Origin of the sequence: Anabaena azotica FACHB-119 (assembly GCF_014697625.1) — a bacterium.
Taxonomy (GTDB): Bacteria; Cyanobacteriota; Cyanobacteriia; order Cyanobacteriales; family Nostocaceae; genus Trichormus; species Trichormus azoticus_A.
Window position 1 is genome coordinate 173,155 of record NZ_JACJSG010000007.1, and the last position, 21,741, is coordinate 194,895.

General features: G+C 41.6%; 15 protein-coding genes and 1 pseudogene. 12 read left to right on the top strand and 4 right to left on the bottom strand.

Annotated features, from left to right (window positions below; translation table 11 throughout):
* Positions 1 to 148: 148 nt before the first annotated feature.
* Both H6G83_RS07010 and H6G83_RS07015 read right to left on the bottom strand, forming a co-directional pair.
* The gene (locus H6G83_RS07010) at positions 149 to 1,120 is read right to left on the bottom strand and encodes a DUF362 domain-containing protein (RefSeq protein WP_190469002.1); all 972 of its coding nucleotides are present in this window, start codon (positions 1,118 to 1,120) and stop codon (positions 149 to 151) included.
* A gap of 341 nt (positions 1,121 to 1,461) precedes the next feature.
* Positions 1,462 to 2,040: a DUF1802 family protein gene (locus H6G83_RS07015; RefSeq protein ID WP_190469005.1), complete on the bottom strand. Its 579-nt coding sequence runs from the start codon at positions 2,038 to 2,040 to the stop codon at positions 1,462 to 1,464.
* An 83-nt stretch (positions 2,041 to 2,123) separates the two neighbouring features.
* Between H6G83_RS07015 and H6G83_RS07020 the strand changes: the two genes are divergently transcribed.
* The 8 genes and pseudogenes from H6G83_RS07020 to H6G83_RS07060 all read left to right on the top strand — a co-directional run bounded on the left by H6G83_RS07020 (position 2,124) and on the right by H6G83_RS07060 (position 12,649).
* Entirely contained in the window at positions 2,124 to 3,083 is a 960-nt protein-coding gene (locus H6G83_RS07020) for an aldo/keto reductase (RefSeq protein ID WP_190469008.1), read from the top strand.
* Positions 3,084 to 3,396: 313 nt separating this feature from the next.
* Positions 3,397 to 5,040: an eCIS core domain-containing protein gene (locus H6G83_RS07025; protein WP_199328349.1), complete on the top strand. Its 1,644-nt coding sequence runs from the start codon at positions 3,397 to 3,399 to the stop codon at positions 5,038 to 5,040.
* 239 nt (positions 5,041 to 5,279) lie between these two features.
* Positions 5,280 to 8,987 (top strand): hypothetical protein, encoded by a 3,708-nt coding sequence (locus tag H6G83_RS07030; RefSeq protein ID WP_190469011.1) that lies wholly within the window; start codon positions 5,280 to 5,282, stop codon positions 8,985 to 8,987.
* 3 nt (positions 8,988 to 8,990) lie between these two features.
* Positions 8,991 to 9,521, top strand: coding sequence for a hypothetical protein (locus H6G83_RS07035; RefSeq protein ID WP_206758983.1), 531 nt, complete (start codon positions 8,991 to 8,993; stop codon positions 9,519 to 9,521).
* Positions 9,522 to 9,582: 61 nt separating this feature from the next.
* Positions 9,583 to 10,320 (top strand): pentapeptide repeat-containing protein, encoded by a 738-nt coding sequence (locus tag H6G83_RS07040; protein WP_190469018.1) that lies wholly within the window; start codon positions 9,583 to 9,585, stop codon positions 10,318 to 10,320.
* Between the two features lie 24 nt (positions 10,321 to 10,344).
* Positions 10,345 to 10,850: pseudogene (locus tag H6G83_RS36355) on the top strand (DUF1877 family protein).
* Positions 10,851 to 10,984: 134 nt separating this feature from the next.
* Positions 10,985 to 11,818, top strand: a complete 834-nt coding sequence (locus H6G83_RS07055) for an immunity 49 family protein (RefSeq protein WP_190469023.1) — start codon at positions 10,985 to 10,987, stop codon at positions 11,816 to 11,818.
* 57 nt (positions 11,819 to 11,875) lie between these two features.
* Positions 11,876 to 12,649: a hypothetical protein gene (locus H6G83_RS07060; RefSeq protein WP_190469026.1), complete on the top strand. Its 774-nt coding sequence runs from the start codon at positions 11,876 to 11,878 to the stop codon at positions 12,647 to 12,649.
* A gap of 69 nt (positions 12,650 to 12,718) precedes the next feature.
* On the opposite strand, the gene H6G83_RS07065 is transcribed toward H6G83_RS07060, so the two are convergent.
* The gene (locus H6G83_RS07065; protein ID WP_190469121.1) at positions 12,719 to 14,470 is read right to left on the bottom strand and encodes a DUF3685 domain-containing protein; all 1,752 of its coding nucleotides are present in this window, start codon (positions 14,468 to 14,470) and stop codon (positions 12,719 to 12,721) included.
* 137 nt (positions 14,471 to 14,607) lie between these two features.
* Here H6G83_RS07065 and H6G83_RS07070 point away from each other — a divergent pair, with 137 nt between their 5' ends.
* Positions 14,608 to 17,469: a pentapeptide repeat-containing protein gene (locus tag H6G83_RS07070; RefSeq protein WP_190469029.1), complete on the top strand. Its 2,862-nt coding sequence runs from the start codon at positions 14,608 to 14,610 to the stop codon at positions 17,467 to 17,469.
* Between the two features lie 163 nt (positions 17,470 to 17,632).
* Here the strand turns inward: H6G83_RS07070 and H6G83_RS07075 are convergent, their stop codons facing one another.
* Positions 17,633 to 18,091 (bottom strand): Fur family transcriptional regulator, encoded by a 459-nt coding sequence (locus tag H6G83_RS07075; protein ID WP_190469032.1) that lies wholly within the window; start codon positions 18,089 to 18,091, stop codon positions 17,633 to 17,635.
* An 830-nt stretch (positions 18,092 to 18,921) separates the two neighbouring features.
* Between H6G83_RS07075 and H6G83_RS07080 the strand changes: the two genes are divergently transcribed.
* The 3 genes from H6G83_RS07080 to H6G83_RS07090 all read left to right on the top strand — a co-directional run bounded on the left by H6G83_RS07080 (position 18,922) and on the right by H6G83_RS07090 (position 21,731).
* Positions 18,922 to 19,566: a Uma2 family endonuclease gene (locus H6G83_RS07080; protein ID WP_190469036.1), complete on the top strand. Its 645-nt coding sequence runs from the start codon at positions 18,922 to 18,924 to the stop codon at positions 19,564 to 19,566.
* Positions 19,567 to 20,062: 496 nt separating this feature from the next.
* On the top strand, positions 20,063 to 21,475 hold the full coding sequence (locus H6G83_RS07085; RefSeq protein ID WP_190469040.1) for a carotenoid oxygenase family protein: 1,413 nt from the start codon (positions 20,063 to 20,065) through the stop codon (positions 21,473 to 21,475).
* Between the two features lie 43 nt (positions 21,476 to 21,518).
* The gene (locus H6G83_RS07090; RefSeq protein ID WP_190469043.1) at positions 21,519 to 21,731 is read left to right on the top strand and encodes a hypothetical protein; all 213 of its coding nucleotides are present in this window, start codon (positions 21,519 to 21,521) and stop codon (positions 21,729 to 21,731) included.
* Positions 21,732 to 21,741 lie beyond the last annotated feature (10 nt).

Consider the following 21,741-nt stretch of genomic DNA (forward strand, 5'->3'; position numbering starts at 1 on the left):
CAGTTGTTTCTGCTCAAAAGCTCAGGATAAACTAAGCTGTCGCGCATTTAATACCAAATAGCAGGGGACTCTTGACAGAGTTAAAACTCTTTTGCTGTCTAAGTTTTTCATTTCCTCATGCCCTAACTGTCTTGGCTATTGCTATAACTTACTGCCTACCGTAAGCGCTCATGGGTTCCTTGATAAATCGGATATAAAAATGTTTAAACGTGGATTTGATGACACGAGGCATAGCGAAATCGATGGGCATCAACTTGTCTGGAAGTTGCCAATCATCAATTTTTAATAAATCAGGATGTAAGTTAGGAAACTCGATATCTGCAAGTTCTGGACAAACGCCTAGTCTTTGAGATGCAGCAACGGTAGGCACTTGATGGGGTGGGACGTTGAGAATTTCTACCATTGCCCTATCTAGTGCGAATACATCCGATGCTGCTGCCAATATACCCAAGGGACGAGGTTCACCGCCACTGGGGCCATTACCTTCGTGACCAATGATCCCATCTAAAATAGTTAAGTCTGGATTAATGGCCCTAGCAGTTTCTACTAACATTTCCCCAAATCGGTTAGCATCTTTGCCTGCTTCCATATGCCACCATGCTTTCATTTTCCCAGGAACGCAACCAAAGAGATTTTTCACCCCAAGAGTTAAAGTTAACTGCATATGGGATTTAACTTTTGGTAAGTTAATGATCACATCTGCTTCTATGGCTTCTTTACTTAGCAGTAGGTGATTGAAGTTTTCACTCACAGTTTGATAACGTTTGCCGTGAAAATCGATGATTGGCAGATTGAGTTCTTGAATAAGCGATTGATAACCATTGGCTATTGCTACACCTTTGGCACTACCAAAAGCTGGACTATCCCCCAAAAAAGGCTGTCCGCCTGCGTCAATGACCATTTGGGCTACTGCATAGACTAGTTCGGCACGGGTGGTACATTCCTTAGTTGGGCGTGATCCTGTAAGTAAATTAGGCTTAAGTAAAACACGCTGTCCTGGTTTGACAAAAGCAGCCATCCCTCCAAGAGGTTCTAGCAAGGTAGCAAGAGATTCCCGCAAAGCTTCCCGTTGGTAGGAAGTAGCTCGGATGAGGCTGACAGATGGTTTTTGAGTCTGCATGAGTAAGATTACTAGTGATGAAAATGAGCTTAAATCAGTTATCAGTTATCAGTTATCAGTCAGCTAGGGCGTATGGTGGGGGATAAACAAGCGCCTTTCTAAGCCTTCCAAGCATTGGTGCGGTGTTTCACCAATGTACTTAACTGTTGACTGTTGACTGTTAAAACTATTTTCTATCTTTTATCCGATATGGGGGAGTGGGGGGAGATGGGGGAGTAACCCACCCCTAGCCCCTCCCAAGAGGGGAAAAAGGAGTAGGCGATAATAACTGTCACCTGTTACCTGTCACCTGTTACCTGTCACCTATCACCTGTTACCTGTCACCTGTTACCTGTCACCTATCACCTGTTACCTGTCACCTTAATTTCTTCTACAATCTGCCTATAGTCAGAGTTAGATAAAACTGGTTGGGAGTTTTGTAGTTGGATGGGTGAGGTGATATCAATCCATGATTTGCAACCGCCATATTCTGCATTATAGGGAATTTCTTGGACTTGGGGTAGTTTGTAAGCCCGCAGGAGGAGAATGAATATTGGTTGTTTTGGTTTCCACTTTAAGCGATCGCTAATAAAATTATCGTTCCAAATGTGGAAAGGTAGTAAGCCTTTGACAATTTCCTCGTCGGAGATTGGTAGAATATCGGTGATCTGCGCCCAACTGCCAATGCGGACTGTTTCTGGATGCCAACCAGATGGTACTGGCTGTACAAGATTTGCATATTCAGCCTTGAGTAAGGAAGGCTGTTGATGTTCATAAGTGGGATAAAGCAAAACCTGCTCTTGCGCTACTTGGAAGCGTCCGTTTTTTTCATGGATACCGCCTTTGCGTAGCAACATAATTGTTTTGCCAGTTTCTAAGGCATTGATTGCAACTGCCCATTCTTTGAGTGTATGCACTGTTTGAGTTAATTCTGTCAGCATCGGCATCTACTGGAACTCTGATTTAATTTGAAGGTAACACTGTTAACGTATGAAACTATCCAGGGAAGTGAATTAGAGAACTTATGGAAAAGCGAACACTAGGGACATCTGATGTCAAAATCTCACCCATTCTCATGGGAACTTGGCAAGCTGGGAAGAAAATGTGGGTGGGAATTGAAGATGCTGATTCAATTAAAGCCATCCGTGCCGCAATTGAAGCAGGGATCACTACAATTGACACAGCCGAAGTCTATGGTGAAGGACATTCTGAGAGGATTGTAGCTGAGGCTTTATCTGATGTGCGTGAGCAGGTAGAGTATGCAACTAAGGTTTTCGCCAACCATCTCAAGTATGATCAAGTGATTGCAGCTTGCGATCGCTCTCTCAAAAACTTGAATACAGATTACATTGATTTATATCAAATTCATTGGCCGGCTGGTGCTTTCAATAGTGAGCCAGTACCAATTGAGGAAACTATGAGCGCTCTCAATCATCTTAAACAGCAAGGAAAAATTCGCGCCATTGGTGTTTCCAACTTTTCCCGCGCCCAACTACAAGAAGCCTCACAATATGGCAGAATTGACAGCCTACAGCCTCCCTACTCTTTATTTTGGCGGCAAGTAGAAAAGGATGCAGCACCTTACTGTGTGGAAAATCAGATATCCATCCTAGCTTACTCGCCCCTAGCCCAAGGGTTACTAACAGGTAAATTTACTCGCGGACAACAATTTGACTCAGCAGACAACCGCGCTAAAAATAAACTGTTTCAAGGAGAGAATTTTGAACGCGCTCAACAAGCTCTAGATAAACTGCGTCCCATCGCCGAACGCCATAATGCTACTTTAGCGCAGCTGGCATTAGCTTGGTTAATCGCCCAACCGCAAACAAATGCGATCGCCGGGGCGCGTTATCCTGAACAAGCCAAAGATAACGCCCAAGCTGGCAATATTCAACTATCTGCTGAGGAGATTAGCGAAATTGATGCGATCGGTCGTATTGTCACCGACCATCTTGATGATAGTCCTGTGATGTGGAATTGGTGAAAAACAGGTGACAGGTGACAGTTATTATCCCCTACTCCTTTTTCCCCTCCTCTTAGGGGCTAGGGGTCGGTTACTCCCTTATCTCCCCCAGTAGTAGCTACGCCAGTAGGTTGTGTTACGGCTATGAAAGGATTTGAGCATTTGAAAGAGTAGGAATTAGCCGTAACGCAGCGTATTGACAATTTGCTGTAAAGCCTTTGCTGCATCTGCCTCAATGATTCCTTCTTCCTGATATCTTGGGATGCGATCGCCTGTAAATAGCTGCATTCTCCTTGCTGGGTAATCAAGTATCAACTAGCTAAAGATTAGACTTATGGCTAATTGCTTTGATGCTTGTAAAGGCAGTATTTTAGGTGTCTACTGCTTGGGCATCAGGGTAATTATTATGAGAGAACATCTAGACCAGCGTAAAAAATACACCACAGATTATTCCATACCCAGCCTCAAACAACCAATACGTGGTTTTGGTATAGAACCTGTAGATGCTTCACCCTCACAATTGCCAGATACCCAATCTCTTAACCGACCTCCGACTAATGACATCAGTAGAATCCCACTGCGTCCCCAAGCAAAACTGTCAATTAGCCAGCCTGGAGACTTTTACGAACAGCAAGCAGATAGTATAGCAGAGCAGATAATCCGAAGAACCGCCAGCCGACCGCCACGCCAGTATGTGCAAACGGAGCAAATGTCATGGATAGAAAAACTACATACCAAATCACAGGCTAATTTGACTACCCCTGGAGTACAAAAGCAGCAAACGCCGCAGGAAGAAGAATTACAAATGAAGTCTGCGGATGATTCTTCCTGGCTGCAACGCCAAGCAGCGCCAGAAGAAGAGTTGCAAATGAAGCCTATGGTGCAGCGTCGTCCGGGTGTGGATGGAATGGCTGCAACATCCGATTTAGAAACTTCTATTCAACAGTCCCGTGGTGGTGGACAGCCGCTTGCAGATGAGATCAAGCAACTGATGGAGCAGGCTTTTGGGGCTGATTTTGGTGGTGTCCGCATTCATACTGATGCTCAGTCTGATAAACTAAATCAATCTATACAAGCTCGTGCTTTCACCACAGGGCAGGATATTTTCTTCCGTCAGGGTGAATACTCACCAGGTAGTAATACAGGTAAGGAATTGCTAGCCCATGAGTTGACACACGTTGTCCAGCAGAATGGGAGTGCAGTACAGCGCAAGACAAACCCATCAGCAGATATTGTCAAACAAGTCTCAGAACCACCCAACATAGAAGAAGTTTCGACTCCATCTGCGGATATTGGCATTCAACGGCTTTGCCATGAATGTGAGCAGGAACAACAGCAGTTATCGACAACACAACCACCAGAAGAAAGGCTTCAAGCGAAAGAAATTGCTGGCTACACTATAAATATAAATCCTGATTTGCCATCCTTAAGTAATCCATCTCTCCAGACAAAACAGCAGGTTACTGGTGAATCTCAGGAGCAAGAAACGGCAAAAGAGCAGTTTGCACTACAAGTCTTAGTTAACAGTCCTGGTGGTGAACCGTCTCCTACTAGTGCTGAGGGTACAGAACCACCGCCAGACTCGCCACAGCAACCAGAAGCCAGAGAAAATGCGCTGGTAAATCAAGGACAAGCCGTCAAAAGCCAGACACCTAAATCTACTAAGTCGGTAGAAATTGCTACACCCCAAAATAAATCTCCAGTCAAATCTACAGATGATAAAGCGGCGGAGGAACAAGGTAAAGGGTTAGAAAATACACCAGCATCACAAGCTCTAGAGCAATCCCCTCAGCAGAATCCAGAGGAGATTGGTAAAACAGCTAGCCCAGATCAGGATGGGAAAACTGAAAATATACCAGCATCACAAGCTCTAGAGCAAGTTGTAGGTAGTAATGTAGTAATGAGCGATCCCCTAACCAGAAAACAGCTAGCCCAGATCAGGATGGTAAAACTGCTGAGGGACAAGGTGAAGGGTTAGAAAATACACCAGCATCACAGGCTCTACAAGCGGGTACTGATGAGCAATCTTCTAACCAAAATCCAGAGGAGATTGGCAAAACAGCTAGCCCAGAAACGGCGACAGAGCAAGAACAAGCAATCACCGCAGTTGCAGAAACACAAGCCCAACAAACCGCTATAAATACTCAAACAACGCAGTTAGTTTCCACAACAATCAACTTTGCACCACCGCAACAGCAAACAAGCGATAATGCTGAGTTGCTAGAACAACAAAGGGTTGAAGCTACTAACATCAGCAACGAATTTTTCGCGGCGGCGGCTTTGCGAATGCAGACAATCACGCAACTGGGAGAAGGAATATCAGCAACTATCCAAGGAGCGGCTGAGAATGCCAAAGCTTCCGTAATGGCGACGGTGCAGCAACAAAAAGCTACCGTGACTGCTCAAATTGCCCAGCAGCGTGACCAAGCTGAAAGTGAAGCCCAAGGGATTATAGCCCAAATTCAGGCACAGTATCAAGTAGCATTGGCAACAACATCGCAAACAACTGCCACAGGTCGTCAAAAAGTTGAAACAGAATACACAACCTCGCTTCAAAAATTGGCAGAGAGTGAGAATAACCAGCTAGCAAGGATGGAGGAATTTTACGCTCAAGCTGGGGAGAAATATCGGGCGGCTGGGAAGAATGTGGGCAATGAAGCGATCGCCTTGGGAGAGCAAAAGGCATCTGCATGGGAATCGCAAATTAAAAATGAAGATGATAGCTTCTTGGACGGGCCACTCACAGATAACCGACTCAAGGCGAAGGCGAAAGCAGCTAGGGAAGTTGCTGAACAATACAAAAAGGGTTTAATTCAAGAAGCCAAGAAACAAGCTGATGCTGTAGGCCAAGGTAAGGCGAAAGATATTGCAGCTATTCATAATGTAGCCAATCAGTCTCGTCAACAATTGCAAACTCTGCAACAACAAAGTTTAGACAACTTAAACGCCGTTGAACAGCAAGTATTGTCACAACTGGGACAAGCACAAACTCAGTTAACTCAAACAGCTAACCAAACCCGGCAAACTACATTACAGACTTTAAATCAACAACAAGCAGCCCAAATGCAATTGTTAGATGCTTATGGGCAACGCCAAGTATTAGCAATCGACAGGGATGCCCAAAAAGCGATCGCATCCATCCAAGCCGGAATTAACCAAGCTACTACGAATCTGCAAACGGTACTGCAAGATACCCAAAACCAACTACAGGGAATGCCAGCACCTCCTCCAGAAGAATTGAGTGCAGCCTTAGCCGACATTTTGGCACAGTTTGATGATGCCGTTGCTCAAGTCCAAAATCAAACAGAACAAGGTATTGCCGCATCCGAGCAAGGTATAATCGGCGGCGGACAACAAGTGGTTACTGGGGTAAGGGCGATCGCCCAAACAGGGTTGCAAGAATCTGCGGCTGTGGCAGAGCAAGCAAAAACTACCTTGACAAATCTCCATCAAGGTGCTGTCAACACCTTCAGTCAAATTCAGCAAGCCTTCACAACCACAATCAACAAAACCAGTGAAACAGCCGTTACAGGTTTTGCACAAACTACCCAAGGGGTTGACACCGCTTTCAATCAAGTTAACCAAAATCTCGATAGTAACTTCCAAAAAGCTACCAACGACCTAGAAGCAGGATTGCGTGGGGCGTTGCAAGGCGCGAAACAGCCAAACCTAGAATCAGATATCGAGAAATACGCTCAAGAAGCCGCAGATCAAGAACAACCACGCTGGAAAACAGTCGTTAAAGTCCTGCTAGTGATTGCTGTGATTGTTGTAGCCATAGTTGTAGCTCCCGCAGTGATTGGTGCAGTAGGCGCAGTTGCTGGGGCTTTGGGAGCAAGCGCCGCCGCAGCAGGTACGATTGGTGCGGTGGTTGGAGGGGCAATTGTCGGTGCTGTGGCGGGTGCAGTCATTCAGGTAGGGAATAATGCGATCGACGGTAAGAACCTACTGGATGGGGTTGGAAAAGCCGCCCTTGTGGGTGCGATTGGTGGTGCTGGTGGCGCATTGGGTAATGCACTCGGTCAAGCGGGTAAACTTGGTGCAGGTGTGACTCAATCTGTCTTGAAGTTTGGGATTGATGTCGCCTTTGATATTGCTGGTAGTATTGCTGGTGATTTGGCAGTAGGGAACCCAATTACTGTAGAAGGAATTTTGATTGGTGCGGCTATTGGTGCAGCCGTGCAGATATCAACCGCTAATTTGGGTAAACTGGGCAAATTTGGGCGTAATGTTGAAGCGATGCAAACCAGGACATTCCAAGCAGGTGAGCAGTTTGGTACTTCCTTGGGCGGTAAGGTTAAGGGTGCGTTTGGTGGGGTTGATGCTCCCAAGGTGGGTAGTCCAGATGCGGGTGTGGGTGGTGTTAAGGCTCCTGAAACAGGACTACCAAAAGGCGATCAGCCAGAGGTAGATGCACATGGTAGCACTAAGTCTGATATGGATATGCCAAGTGTTAAACAACCAGACTTTGAGGTGAAACCGGAGACAAATATCCCCAGTGGACGCAGCACTCATTTAGATGAGCCAGAAATTGAGCCTGGTGTAGTTGCTAAAAGGCCAACAACTGACGGACATGAAATCAAAGTTCTCAAAGATGGTCGCGTCGTTCGCTGCTCAGATTGTGCGGAAATTAGACAGAAATATGTAAACATTCTGGAGCAAAACCCCTCTTTCCAAGAACGCCTTAACGATATTGAGCAGAAAATATCTGATGCAGACCAAAAAGCGATACAAGCAGAGCAGCTAGAGCAAATGCTAAAGCTGCTACCAGATAATCCATCGCATTCATTTGTATTCAATGAAAATATACTCAAAGTCAACAACCAAATTGATATTCACCCCACAAAACTCAAAGAACTAGAACGATCTGGCAAACTCCAAGAGCTATTAACTGCCACTAAAGAACTTAATGATGTCAACGGAGACCTGACAAAAGTAAGCCAAAATAACCAGACAATTATTAAACAGTTATCCTCTTCTAGTGGGCAAAGGTTGCGATTCGATTATCAGCTGAATTCGCAGGTTGATGAATACCTAACTTCTATGGGTATTAAGGATAAGCCCTTATTTCAGAACATGAGCAACAGCGATCGCAAACGTTTGTTTGACTTGCCGAACAGTGCCAATCCACCTAAAGACAAAGTAAAGTTAGAGATGTATGAAATTCTCAATCAGCAATCTGTCTCGTACGCCCTTGGTCAAAGTCCTAAAACGGTTTCTGAGTTCGTTAATCATGTAGAGTTTTATAAAGCACATATCAACCGAAAACAAAAAGCTTTGATTGAGGGGTACACTAACAAATTTAATCAACAAGTTGAAGCAGAAAAATTACAATTTAACAAGCTTACACCCAAGCAAAAGGAAGATATCCACAAAAAAGTTTCTCAAGAAGTCTTTGGGCAAGAATTGACAGGTCAAAAGCAAGTTGATAAAGCAATACAACAACAGATTTTAAAAGATGCAGGAATAACCAATGAGCCTGGAAAGGTCAATAAGAGTATTATTCAAGAAGCACAACAAGCTTATCAAGAAAGAGCGCAATACCTTGAAAATCGTCTTGGTTCAAATGAAATTGACCCTAAACTATCTGCCTCTGAAATGAGTGATAAATTTAGAGAACTTGATACAGTCAAGTTTAGTAGTGAATCTACTGCGGTCTACCACGCTTATAAGCACTATGAAGAACTTCCTCCGAGTCACCGCATGGGCGGTAACGAAATGGAAAACTATCTCAACAGTGCTTCAAAAACAATCAAAAACTCTCCTGAACCATTGACTTCTCTTGACCAAGACGGCAATCAAATCTTAATTTACAGAGGTAGTTATACCGAAGGAAATGTTACTTATAAGTTAAAAGCAATTGTGAAAGTCAGTCCCGATGGCAAGGTGAACCTGGCTACTTACTTCCAAGATACAAGCAAGTAAAGTTTGGTAAAGATGGACAGAAAAATTCTCTACGAAAAACTTGATGGTCTTCTAAATATTTTGAAAGTCGTAAAAGAGGAATATGAAACAATCGACACTTGGGCTAATACTAGACAATTCATGGATAGATTAATTGATATCTATCTAGCTTTGAAAACAGAACCATCCATAGCCCAAGATGCAAAATTTCAGGACTATTTGCATGAAAGTGCTACTGAATTGATATGGTTCACCAACTATATCAACAACTTTATGGTCGAGATGGAACAAACTCTCAACTCGACTTTTTATAACGATGAATGGGTCGGCATATGTTGGCAACGCTCTGCTATTGAAGCTATTAAGGAAATTTATCAAAATACTTGCCTGGAAGAGTATTTTACAGAACTAGATACTGAAGACCTTGACGAATGTATAGCAGCGAAAGGTGAGAAAGAGGGCTACCTCACTGAGCAGCAGATTCCGTCTGCTATTCCTTCTTCTCACTGGTGGTGGTGGTATCCAAAAACACCATCAACATCCCATGTCAGTTGATATTTGAAGCTAAAAATAATGCCATAGTTGAATCAGCAAAAGTCAAAGATGATTATTACCCATGATAGATTATTCAGTAGCAGTTGCAATATTTACACGCTCAAACCTAAAAGCTCATAGACGCTGGGTTGAGTTAGGCTTCCAAGGTGAGGGACAGATAGTCGTAGAAAACATGAACCTTACTGGCACTACTATTCCTGGTGCTAATTTAATAGCAGCAAAATTTAAAAATTGTAATTTGAAAAACGCCAATATTAGATATGGTAAATTAAATAGCATTATTTTAGTCGATTGTAGTTTAGAAGATTCCCTGCTTGAAGGCGCGAGCTTTGATCAAGCAGTGATTAAAAATTGCCAATTGGTCGGAACATATCTCAATATTAGTAACTTTATAGGAGTAAATGTAGAACAAGGAAATTGGAGTAAGACGGATCTTCATAACAGTGATTGGACAAATGCTCAGTTGTTAGATGTATGTTTTCAAGAGGCTCGTTTCCAAGAAGCTAAACTTAATAACGCTAGCTTAATCAACTGTGACATGAAGCGTGTTAACTTACTAGCAGCGATCGCACATGACACAGTTTTTAAAGGTTGCGATTTTCGCCATGCGGATTTCAGATTTTTTGAGATCAAAAATGTAATCTTTGATAAATGCGGATTCTCCGGTTGTACTGGTGTACCTGAAATAGAGGGTGCGTGCGAAATAATTGAACCTGATTTGTCAGTAGACTTCGACGGTAGTGGCGTAGCTAATGCTGAAAAAGTTTTTGAGCTTTGGGGCTTGGGTAAGGGTAGTTAACTGTCAGGCGTTGATAGAAAATTTATGAAGGCCTATATTGTGAGAGTTAGTAGAGAAGATGGAGAGAAGAGCCTCAACAGTTCCAAGATAGTTGAGAAGATAATACAGAATCAATCGGAGCATGTCCTAGATTTAGATGAATCTTGGTATGGAATACATTTTGTAATGACAGGGGAGTATCCAATACCAAAGGATGAAGCACAGCGACGAGGAATTTCATGGGATAACAACTCTTTAGAAAATGTTATCCTGGGGGAAGTTCAACACCATATCAAACAATATTTGGGGCGGCTCGCTATCTCAATCCTGAAGAGGTAGCTCAAATGACAGAAAAACTTAATGATATAACTGTGGATAAATTTCAGGAATGGTGCGATCCTGAAGAACTGATAGAGGAACAGGTAGCTCCTGAAAATTGGGATGAAAATAAGTCATTGTGTGATTGGCTAACTGATTATTTTAAAAAACTTTTAGAATTTTACAAATATGCTGCATCTGTTGGGGATGGGATATTAATATATATAACCTAAATCAAAAAATATGAGTGATCGCTCTCCCCTAGACATTGATCTGAACTTGTTCTGCTTAAGTAAAGATTTTCGTCTCATTAATTTCTAGGTACTCCCAATAAAGAATATAAGAACAGTGTTCTCAGGGAAAAAATATGAACATATCACGCCATCTTGCCGACCTAGAAGATATACAGTCTGATTGCGATTACTATGCCACTCGTCTCGAAAAAAGCCTGAGTAATATTCAAAAATCACCTGCTAATCTTGGAACACTTGCTGCAAATGCTCTTTTCTACGCAGGTTACCTGTCTGTGCTAAATCCTAATTCAATAGAGCTTTACCGAGCTTTGCGGATTGCGGCATACTCGTTGACAGAGGTGTGTAGGCTGGCCACATTAAGAGAAGGCAGCTACGAAGTCTTTGTTGGGGAAGGTGAGCCAGTGATGCTACCATCTGGAGTAACAAGTTATTCTAGCGGTATCAGCTGGTTAAACGGATTTTACTTAGCTGCTGCTTGCCGAGAAGCACATTTAAATGACAGCCTCTCTCAAATACCTGTAGCAATCTTAAAACAGTCGAGTACTCGTAGCGATGAATATCTGTATTTACAGATTGAAGCTTTACAAAGTTTTTGGAAAAGACAAGCAGATACTCCGCAAAGATTTATAGAAGCTATGAAAGCTACAGATCCAGAACAGGTGAAATTTGGGACAGTTGATGCAGCCCTAAATCTGGGAGTTCCAGAAATCGACTTGCTGTTTCGTCTGTTAGAAAATGATGGTGCAGCTTTTAATGAGGCACTGGTCAAAGCAATTCAATGGCATAAAAAGCATTGGGGCAAAAAGAGCCTCAAAAACGATCCTCATGGTTTTTTAGCACTTGGGCCTTTAGGTCTAGCTGCGATCGCTTATGAACGAGGTATCAATATAGAAGTGGAATCGGATTACATTCCTAAGTACATTGTCCAAAGGGAATTTTTAAAATAAGTCTTTTGAGAAAACAGTCTGGGTAATTATAGCTATAGCAAAAACCAGAAGTTAACCATGAAACTAAAAGCTCAAAGAATACTATGGACTGATGCCAAAAGATCGCGGTACTTCCTCATCCCCGAAAAACAAAAACTGGCTAGGGGAAGTTTCCAGATTCAGACTTTAACTGGCAAACAAAAGAAAGTCACGCAAATGGCAATTGCCGGCTTTGAAATCTCACAAACAGAGGCGAAAAAATACCTGCAAACAGAAATCAATCAGGGAATGCAGCAAACAAAAGCTACTTTCGCTGATATCACATCATCAACCCCAGCATCGGATGAAGATTTATTAACCCCAAATATTATCTCCTCACTTTTAGGTATTACGCCCCAAGAACTGGAAAATAACCCAGAAGCAGCACAAACAGCTTTTGTTAATCTTTACACTGATATCAAAGCATTGTTAGGTGAATCAAACCCAGAAGATTCAGACGAAACTCAAGCAATGCGCGAGCGTATTCGCTCCATCAGAGAAAGCATACAAGCACAAGCCATCAGTGTTAAAATAGAAGAATTACCCGAAAATTTACAGCCAAGAATTGAGGGATATTTGCAAGAAATTCTCACGCAGTTAGAGAATTTGACTAACCAAATTGACCATCCTGATACAGATGGACAAAACATTGATGAGGTGATTGAAACCTTGACAAAAGATTTTTTATTCAAGGAAGAAAAACGCCAAGAAGAAGACAGAAAACAGCAATACAAAAAATCAGCACAAGATGCGATCGCCCAATCTTTTCAATCCCGTGGTCTGCGGTCATTTGCAGGTGGCGACTTTGAGTAAATTAGACTTTTGGCTAATTGTTGTGATGAGAGCGATCGGTAGTTTTTGAATGAGCGAATTTTGCATTGATTACTCGCCCTTATTCCGCTTAAAATTCTTATCCAAAGAGACGCTACCAATACCTTGGAGAATACCACGACCAATCAAACCTAAACCTCTACCAACTATTTGTGTCAGCACAAAAACAATACCACTGCCCATAATAGATAATAGGGATTGTAAACGCGGAGCGATCGCATCTCTAAATTCCAACCCCAATGTTACCGCTAAAGGTAATCCAGATAGTTGTGCTAATTCCTCATTGCGGGGAGCGTAAATGGAAATTTGTGCAATACCACGGGGTGCAAACACAAATAGTTCGTAGCGGCTTTCAAAAATCGCCTTAGCTTCGTTGACGTAATTATTTAACCGATATTTCCAAGATAAATCATTTCTAAAACGCTCCAGTTCCCTTGTAGACATTAAGGTTTTTACATAAAAGTCTTGCTTAATTTCTTCCACATCTGCTAAATAATTTAGCAGTGGTTGCATCACACCATTTGCCACCTGAATTAATAAATTTTCTAGTAAAATTTCCGCGTGAAAGTTAGCATCAGAACTACCTGCTGGGTAAGATGTATGCTCTACTTTTAAATCTGTTTGAAATAGCAAATAAGAAAACAACTCTAAGACTAAAGGTATTTTATTCAAGATTGCTGTTTGAACAACTTCGGCATTCTGTAATAATACAGTCACAATTTCCAGGTTACGTTTGCCTACTTGCACCCTGGAAAACTTACCAAAAAAATCTGTAATTACTGCTTGCCATAAATCAGATAGAATTACAGGTTGTAAATCTGGTAATTGATTGCTGGTGATTTGGGCATTACGTAAAGCATCAAGTTGTTGGGCTAGTTTTTGCAGAATTAGATATATTAATTCTCGTTTCCTGTCTTCACGTAAGATATCAATTTCCAAGACAGAAGATGAAACGTTTTTTAAAGGAAATTGCAGTTTATTAATACAAGAGGCAAATAAATTAGATTGTAAAGCTCTGGGACTCAGAAGTGGCGGCGATGTTAATGTCCGTGAATCGGAAATGGTCAGAGTAGGAGTTGGTGGGGGTACTATAGGCTGAGGTTGGGAAACTGGGGGAGTTAATGGTTGCTGTTTTTCCTGGGGTAAAATTAGTAACTGATTTAGTAACCAACGACTGGCTAAAAGTTCTCGCCGCCTCCCAACAAGAACAGCTCGTTCTAATATAGGTAAGCCAGGAATTTCTAGCTGTGCTGTAACTTGTTGCAAAGCAGCATCAATGTAACTCATCCCCGATGTATGTAAATTTTGCCGCCATTTTGCCAAGGGGAGACGAGGCGCAGGTGCAACTACCGGAGGATTTTCTCTACTTACCCTTTCACCCAACCAATAGGAATTACCAGCCGCAACTGCTTCGATAACTGTGACTAATTCAGCAATGGGTGTACCTTTAACGCAGTAACCTTTAACACCAGCAGCCCTGGCTGCCATCAGTATTCCCGCATCAGAAACCGCACTGAGGAGCAAAATTGGTAGTGTGGGGTATGTAGCTTTTAATTGCTGACACAGTTGTAAACCTTGCTGCTGACTATCAGTTGAGCGACTATTCCCTAATTCTAAAATTACCAAGTCCACTTGATGGGGGTCAATTTGGGCAAGCTGGGCAAGTATCTCTAATGCTGCTGTGTCTGTTCCGGCTTCTGACACCACTTGTAAGTTAGGTATGGCTTCCAACGCTACCCTTAGTCCAAGGCGGAAAATGGGGTCTTGGTCGATTAATAATAATTGTAAGGGGCGATCGCTCATACTCTGCTCAAGCAACTGTTGACTGTTGACTGTTGACTGTTGACTTTTGACTAATGACCAATACCCATTGTCACCTGTTTTCGTACACCGAGAAATGAAAGATAATGTCCATAAGTGACAATTATTTATGTGATTAAATGAACCTCAGTATCCGGCATTGGTTGACAGAGCGACAAATTGAAATCAACCATATCAAAACATTTACCTCTGGGCAATTGGCAGGTATTGCCTATCGTATTGTTCAGGATATGGAATTTAAAAGCCTGATGCCGTTGGATATTTGTACCTTAGCAGAAGTATTGCAATTAACATTAGATACTGTTGAGCAAGAAATTTCTCTGTTGGCTTTAATCACTGAAAATCTTCTGTGCAGTCTCAGTCAGAAAAAAGCACTGAAACGTAATGAAGGTACTTGGTTAGCATTTCAAATTGCTTACTTATTTGCATTAGAACAAATTTTACTCCAAGAAGAACACTTACAAAGAACTTGGCTCAATCGTGCTAAAATTCCTATCGATATAAAAATAGTTACTCTTAATCCCCAACTCCCAGGGTTGTTAAAAACAATCTCTTCTGGGAAACTGAGTGATACTCAAGCTGAACAAGCACTTTCTTCCCTGGCAAATTCCTTATTAGTGCAACAAATGAACAATGCTACTGAAGCTTGGTTTGTTGCTAATGGTGCGGAAGAATTTGCAGCTAAACTCATGACGCAGCGTTTAAATAATGCACTCCCAGGCTACCTACTCAAAATCATCGCTGAGAATCCTGCACCTCTAGCCCAGCTACAAAAATTTTTCTGCTTAGGGACTCTCAGTGATGTCTCCACCATTAACTTATATAAAGAAAATTATCGAGCCAGTTTACTACAAACTCTCAGCACACCGTTGCTGATAGAGTATTTTTCTCTGAAGGACATCTACATTCCTCCAGTTGGTATACCTCAAGAAACTAGCGATGGAAAGCCAGTTGATTTACAAACATGGGTAGAAAAACAACTAACTGACTTAGAAACTATTACGGTAATTGAGTCAGAACCAGGCTATGGTAAAAGCAGTTTCTGTCAAATATGGGCGGCGGAAGTAGCATTAAAACTTTACCCGAATTGGCTACCAGTGGTGATACGGTTGCGGGATATTCAGTATGGAAAAAGTTTACTAGAAACTCTCAACTCTGGTTTTACATTTAATAGTTATACAAATTTAGCTACTTGGTTAGAGCAAGCAGATCCTCGGTGTATCTTATTACTAGATGGATTAGATGAACTTCCCCCTTCTTTTAATGGTAGGGCAAAGGCAATTTTTCTCCAACAGTTGTGGCAATTCCAGTCTCAAGGACAACATAAAATTGTGCTGACTAGCCGCACTACAACTGTGCAGGAAATAATTTCCGAAATCCCCCTGCAATTGCAAAGAATTACAATTCAACCCTTAGAAGTTAATGAACTAAAGCAATGGTTTCAGCAATGGGCATCAGTCCAGTCCTTATCTACTGCTCAAAACTATTTTACTTTTTTAAAACAGGCAGGATTATTTACTACTAAATCTCACTTAATAGAACTATCCTATCTGATACGCCAACCATTAATGCTGTATTTATTGGCTATTATACACCGCGACGGCTTATTAGATGAGAAAATATTACAAAAAAATCATCGGGCTACCCTGCTTTGGGAAATTCACTCACGCTTGAGGCGATGGTTGCTGGGCTATCCCTTGTTTGATGAGGTGAATACTATTCTATCACGTTCAGGAACGGCTCATATTCACCGTACAGCAGAAGCGATCGCTAATCTCCTCACAGATTACCATCCCCAAGAATTAATCGCACAAATGCAGGCGATCGCACTCCAGATACTACATAGCGAGCGTTACCAAATCACTCTACCTAAAGAAGTAAATCCTAACACCCTACCAGCTTTTTATTTCCAAACCTACAAAGAAAAAACGAGCCTACAACACAAGAAAATAAATCAACTGATCAACTCAGAACTAAAAATACAATTCTCTGTGCGCCAACTAGGAAATTACCTCTGTGCTGAAGCTGTAGCAAACCAACTGCAAATGCTAACTCAGCAGCAAGCTGATGTGTACGGCACAGAAACATTTATTTTAGATAATCCTACTACTGTTGCCGAACATCTTTACTATTTATTAGGTTATGGCATTATCACACAGGAAATTGCCGAATTAATTATGGCTGCTTTACCAACCCAGCACAAGCCAACTCTCTTACAACGTCTAGAATCTTTTTGGCTTGCTTGGTGTCAAGGGCGCTGGTTAGATGGAGGTATTGCACACAAGATATTACCCTATTTTCATAGTTTACAAAACCCTGTCAATGTTGAGCAAGTTAATACAAATGTCGGCGTGAATATATTTTTATTGCTGGCTGCAATTTGTCGGGATATACAGGTTATTTTTTCCCCTTGTGGTAATCCTCTTAATATTCATGAGTTTTACCCAGAAACAATGAAATTTTTGTTAGCTAAAGCGGTACTTTTAGTAGATAATCATCTCATGAAGCGCATCTGTTCCCAATCTTTAGTTAAAATCAACCTTTCAGGTGCATTGTTATCAAAAGTTGTGTTGAGTGGGGCAAATCTTGAACAGGCAGATTTATCTAATGCTATTTTAGTAAATGCTAACTTAACCGATGCTAACTTAACAGGCGCTAATTTAACAGGCGCTAATTTAACAGGCGCTAATTTAACAGGCGTGAACCTAGAAAGCGTCAATCTCACCAATGCTTGCTTATATGATGCTATCTTCAGCGAAGCTGACAGAGAAATTGCCAAACTCAACGGTGCTTTATTCTCTGTGGAACAATTTCAGGTAGTAAAAAGTTTAGTATTTAAACAACCACATTCAAGTGATTTTAGTACCACAGATGAAACAAAACTTTGGGATCAAAATTCTATCTATACGGACTCAATTGAAACCTTAGAAGGTGAAATAATTATGCCCACGTTAAGTTATGAGTTGACAGGTGACAGTTGACAGTTGACAGTTGACAGTTGACAGTTGACAGTTGACATTTGTTCTCCCTCATCTCCCCCATCTCCCCCCACTCCCACCCTACGGGAAGCAAGCTACATCTCCCCCATCTCCCCCTGCTCCCCCTGCTCCCACCCTGCGGGAAGCAAGCTACATCTCCCCCATCTCACTCCCCCATCCCCTGATTTTGAGGATGGCGATACCCATAGAAATTAATGCTGTAATCTGTAATTTTGACCCCCGTTTTTTGTTCTACCTCTTGGATAAACTGTTCTGGAAGCTGAATATGTACATCTAAAATCTGGTTAGTATCCAGACAGTTGACATGGCTGTGAGAGTCGCTGATATTTCCGTATAAACGCCCATCACAACGTTCGATACTCTCGATGATACCTTGACTGGATAATGCTTCTAAGTTTTGATAAACAGATGTATGACCAATGTCTTTACCTTGCTGGTTGAGGCGATCGTAAATTTCCCTAGCAGAAAGATGCTCATTTGCTTGCCATAGCAATTCTAGAATAAAGCGGCGCTGGCGACTAACGCGCATTCCTAACATCTGACACCGCTCAAGAGCATCTTCTAGAGAACGAATTGGTTTTGTAGATATTGCCTGTTGCTGCATATTTAATAAGTTTATTTACTATGGAGGAATTTTCCTAATTTGATGGTTATTGCTGTTTTATATATATGAAGATATTACATGAAAATTCATTACCTCTAACTGTGTTGTGGCTTTTGTCTGCTGCGGTAATCACAGTTTGAGATAATAATTTTTGTTGCTCTTGGAGAGGTTGCTTCGTCACACCTTAATCTAAAACAAACTCATTACAACTTTAACTTAAAATTGTGGTAAATGTCCACCTTATGGGGGGACTGGTGAGACAGCGCTCTTGGTAGGGTTTCCCTCTCTTAGGTTCGCGTTGGCGTAGCCTCACGTAGTGAAGCGTGTCGTAGACAGACGCTGACGCGAACAGCAGGCGACTGCATACCAGAAGGGGGGCTGGGGAATAGCTGGAAAGGCTTTTGGTATGACAAAGGAATAATATTAATTGTGCAGTAAATTTTCCTAAAAAAGCGATCGCTACTGTTATCAAAGTTTAACTTGACCGCACAAAAGCCTAACTGAGGTAGGAAGTGAGAATGTGTAGAAATGTTTAGTGAACTTATTTGTGCGATGTCTACGATGGGATACGCCTAAGCTGACACTCATACAAATATATGCGCCCCTACAGCTATATGTATCAAGATTTTTATGCAATAATATAAAATCTATTCTCCCGTAAGATGCGATAAGTTAGCCTCACCTGTCGCTGAAAGCACTAAAATTAAGTTATACCTATTCGCCAAGCTTTACCAACAAATCCAAACTGAGAAATACCTGTAAAGTCTGGCTTGCTTCATGACTACCAAGATATAAGCAGAGTTCAGGTTAACTTAAGGAGCAAAAAAATTATGTTACTAGAACTCAACCAACTAATTGTGCCTGCTGGTCATCAGTTATTGATGAAAGATATTTCCTGGGCAACATACAAAAGTATTTTGGCAGAACTAGGAGAAAATCGTAGTTATAGAGTATCTTACAATCAAGGGGTGCTGGAAATAATGGCTCCATTACCAGAGCATGAAGTAGGCAAAGTAATTATTGGTGACTTAGTAAAAGCTTTACTTGAAGAACTCGATATTGAATTTTGGAGTTTAGGTTCTACGACTTTTGATAAAGAAAGTATGGATGCAGGGGTAGAACCTGATGATTGTTTTTATATAGAAAATGAAGCTAAGGTTAGAGGCAAAGAAAGAATTAATTTAGAAATTGACCCACCCCCTGATTTAGCTATTGAGATTGATATCACCTCTCGGACTCGTTTTAATAATTATCAAGCGTTAAAAGTTCCCGAATTGTGGCGTTGGAATGGTAGCAGGCTAGAAATCAACGTACTTGTAGAGGGTAGCTATGTACAAACTAATCAAAGTCGCAACTTTCCCAATTTCCCTATTAGCCAAGTGATTCCTGAATATTTGATGCTTTGTAAAACTGATGGTAGAAACGCCACCATGAAAGCATTTAGAAGCTGGATAAGGCAACAAATAGCTAGTTAGTGATTAAACGAATCTCGACGCTGGAAATAAATTCAATAAATAATACTTTAAGTATAGTAACTTTTAAGTAGGGTGTGTTACGGCTATGTAAGGATTTGAGCGTTGGCGAAATGAGAAATTAGCCGTAACGCACCAGCAAATACGGTCACTGCTTTAACGCTACAATTTAAGGTTTACTTTATAAATCATATCTAACAGGACTCACGCAAGTGTCACAATTAGTGGTTGGTGCGTGACGCTACAAGTCTCATGACTACGTTCAAATATTATCGCTCCTCACACACCCTACAGAAAAAATATGCCAGTTGCGTAAGTCATATCTAAAAGAGATTATCATCGAATTAACGCTGAACAGAATGCCAATTCTGTTTCTAGTAATGCCATTTGTTGACCAAGATTTTTGTTAGAATATTTACAGTTATTATTGGTCAATGACGAAGCTGATAGGCGTTATCTAATTCTGGGAAATCGTCGTTTTATAAATTAGCAATTTGATATGCGAGTACTAGATAAAAAGTTAAATCAAAAAGCTTGGGCAGGTGGAGTTATGGAACCTGCAAAAGAATTTCCGCTTACCCAATTATCAATCATCTCTGGGAAAATCCCCGCAGGACTGCGTGGTACACTTTATCGCAACGGCCCTGGAAGGCTAGAACGTGGTGGTGTGCGTGCCGGACATTGGTTTGATGGAGATGGGGCAATTTTGGCTGTTAACTTTACCGATGCAGGTGCTAGTGCAGTTTATCGCTACGTACAAACTACAGGCTATCAACAAGAAAGCACAGTCGGAAAATTCCTGTACGGTAATTATGGCATGACTGCACCTGGGCCTGTCTGGAATCAATGGCGCAAACCAACCAAAAATGCTGCTAATACCTCAGTGTTGGCATTACCTGATAAACTCTTAGCATTGTGGGAAGGTGGTAAACCCCATGCCTTAGATTTAGAAACTTTAGAAACTTGGGGCGAAGATGATTTAGAGGGTTTAACTAATGGATTACCCTATTCAGCACATTTTAAACAAGACCCAAAAACAAAAGAAATTTTTAACTTTGGCGTTAGCGTCGGGTTAAATGGCAAATTGAATGTTTACAAAAGCGACTCTACAGGGAAAATTATCCAAAAAGCAGCATACCCGATAGATGGGTTGCCTCTAGTACATGATTTTGTCTTAGCAGGACAGTATCTGGTATTTTTTATTCCCCCAGTGCGGTTAGATATGCTGCCTGTTTTGTTGGGAATAAGCAACTATAGTGATGCTATGAAGTGGCGACCAGAATTAGGGACTCAGATTTTGGTAATTGACCGCGAAACTTTATCTATAGTCAGTCGAGGGGAAGCAGAACCTTGGTATCAGTGGCATTTTGCCAACGGTTATGTAGATGATAGCGGTGCAGTAATTGTAGATATCGCCCGTTATGAAGATTTTCAAACGAACCAATTTCTCAAAGAAATAGCGACAGGTAAAACTCAAACTCCAGCTAAGAGTAGCTTTTCACGAGTCATTTTTAATCCCCAAACAGCTAAAGTAACAGGAATTGAGAAAATATTAGACCGACAATGTGAATTTCCCATTGTCGCCGCGCCAAATGTCGGACAAGCCTCACGATACACATATATGTCAGGATACCGTCAAGGGACAGATATCAGCCAAGAAATGTTAAATACAATTGCCCGCTTCGACCACAAGACAGATACCCTGACAGAAGCAGACCTTGGAGAAAATCGTTATCCTTGTGAACCGATCCCTGTTGAAGATTGGGTGTTAACGGTGGTGTATGATGGCAATTCTGGTAGTAGTGAAGTTTGGGTATATGATAGCGATCGCCTAGACCAAGAACCAGTTTGTAAATTAGCATTACCTAGCGTCATTCCTCCCGGTTTCCACGGCACTTGGCAAAGTGCGTAAATTGCTATAATGTTCCTACAACTTTTATTTACCTGAGATTCCTATGACCTCCGAGCAACTTGAACAAAGTTCTCCACAACTCGAAGCGCGTGTGGCAACTTTGGAGGTAGAATTGGCACAAATGAAACAATTGCTGTCTGGAGTTATTCAGGAAAAAACCCCTTGGTGGTTAAAAGTTGTAGGTAGCTTTGAAAATGACTCTACCTTTGATGAAGCCATTCGCCTGGGAAAAGAATGGCGTAAGTCAGCTAATTAGGTCGCTAAAA

Excerpts from the sequence above, each read along its gene's own strand:
- H6G83_RS07010 (WP_190469002.1), bottom strand. The coding sequence starts at position 1,120 with ATGCAGACTCAAAAACCATCTGTCAGCCTCATCCGAGCTACTTCCTAC.
- H6G83_RS07015 (WP_190469005.1), bottom strand. The coding sequence starts at position 2,040 with ATGCTGACAGAATTAACTCAAACAGTGCATACACTCAAAGAATGGGCA.
- H6G83_RS07020 (WP_190469008.1), top strand. The coding sequence starts at position 2,124 with ATGGAAAAGCGAACACTAGGGACATCTGATGTCAAAATCTCACCCATT.
- H6G83_RS07025 (WP_199328349.1), top strand. The coding sequence starts at position 3,397 with ATGGCTAATTGCTTTGATGCTTGTAAAGGCAGTATTTTAGGTGTCTAC.
- H6G83_RS07040 (WP_190469018.1), top strand. The coding sequence starts at position 9,583 with ATGATAGATTATTCAGTAGCAGTTGCAATATTTACACGCTCAAACCTA.
- H6G83_RS07055 (WP_190469023.1), top strand. The coding sequence starts at position 10,985 with ATGAACATATCACGCCATCTTGCCGACCTAGAAGATATACAGTCTGAT.
- H6G83_RS07060 (WP_190469026.1), top strand. The coding sequence starts at position 11,876 with ATGAAACTAAAAGCTCAAAGAATACTATGGACTGATGCCAAAAGATCG.
- H6G83_RS07065 (WP_190469121.1), bottom strand. The coding sequence starts at position 14,470 with ATGAGCGATCGCCCCTTACAATTATTATTAATCGACCAAGACCCCATT.
- H6G83_RS07070 (WP_190469029.1), top strand. The coding sequence starts at position 14,608 with ATGAACCTCAGTATCCGGCATTGGTTGACAGAGCGACAAATTGAAATC.
- H6G83_RS07075 (WP_190469032.1), bottom strand. The coding sequence starts at position 18,091 with ATGCAGCAACAGGCAATATCTACAAAACCAATTCGTTCTCTAGAAGAT.
- H6G83_RS07080 (WP_190469036.1), top strand. The coding sequence starts at position 18,922 with ATGTTACTAGAACTCAACCAACTAATTGTGCCTGCTGGTCATCAGTTA.
- H6G83_RS07085 (WP_190469040.1), top strand. The coding sequence starts at position 20,063 with ATGCGAGTACTAGATAAAAAGTTAAATCAAAAAGCTTGGGCAGGTGGA.
- H6G83_RS07090 (WP_190469043.1), top strand. The coding sequence starts at position 21,519 with ATGACCTCCGAGCAACTTGAACAAAGTTCTCCACAACTCGAAGCGCGT.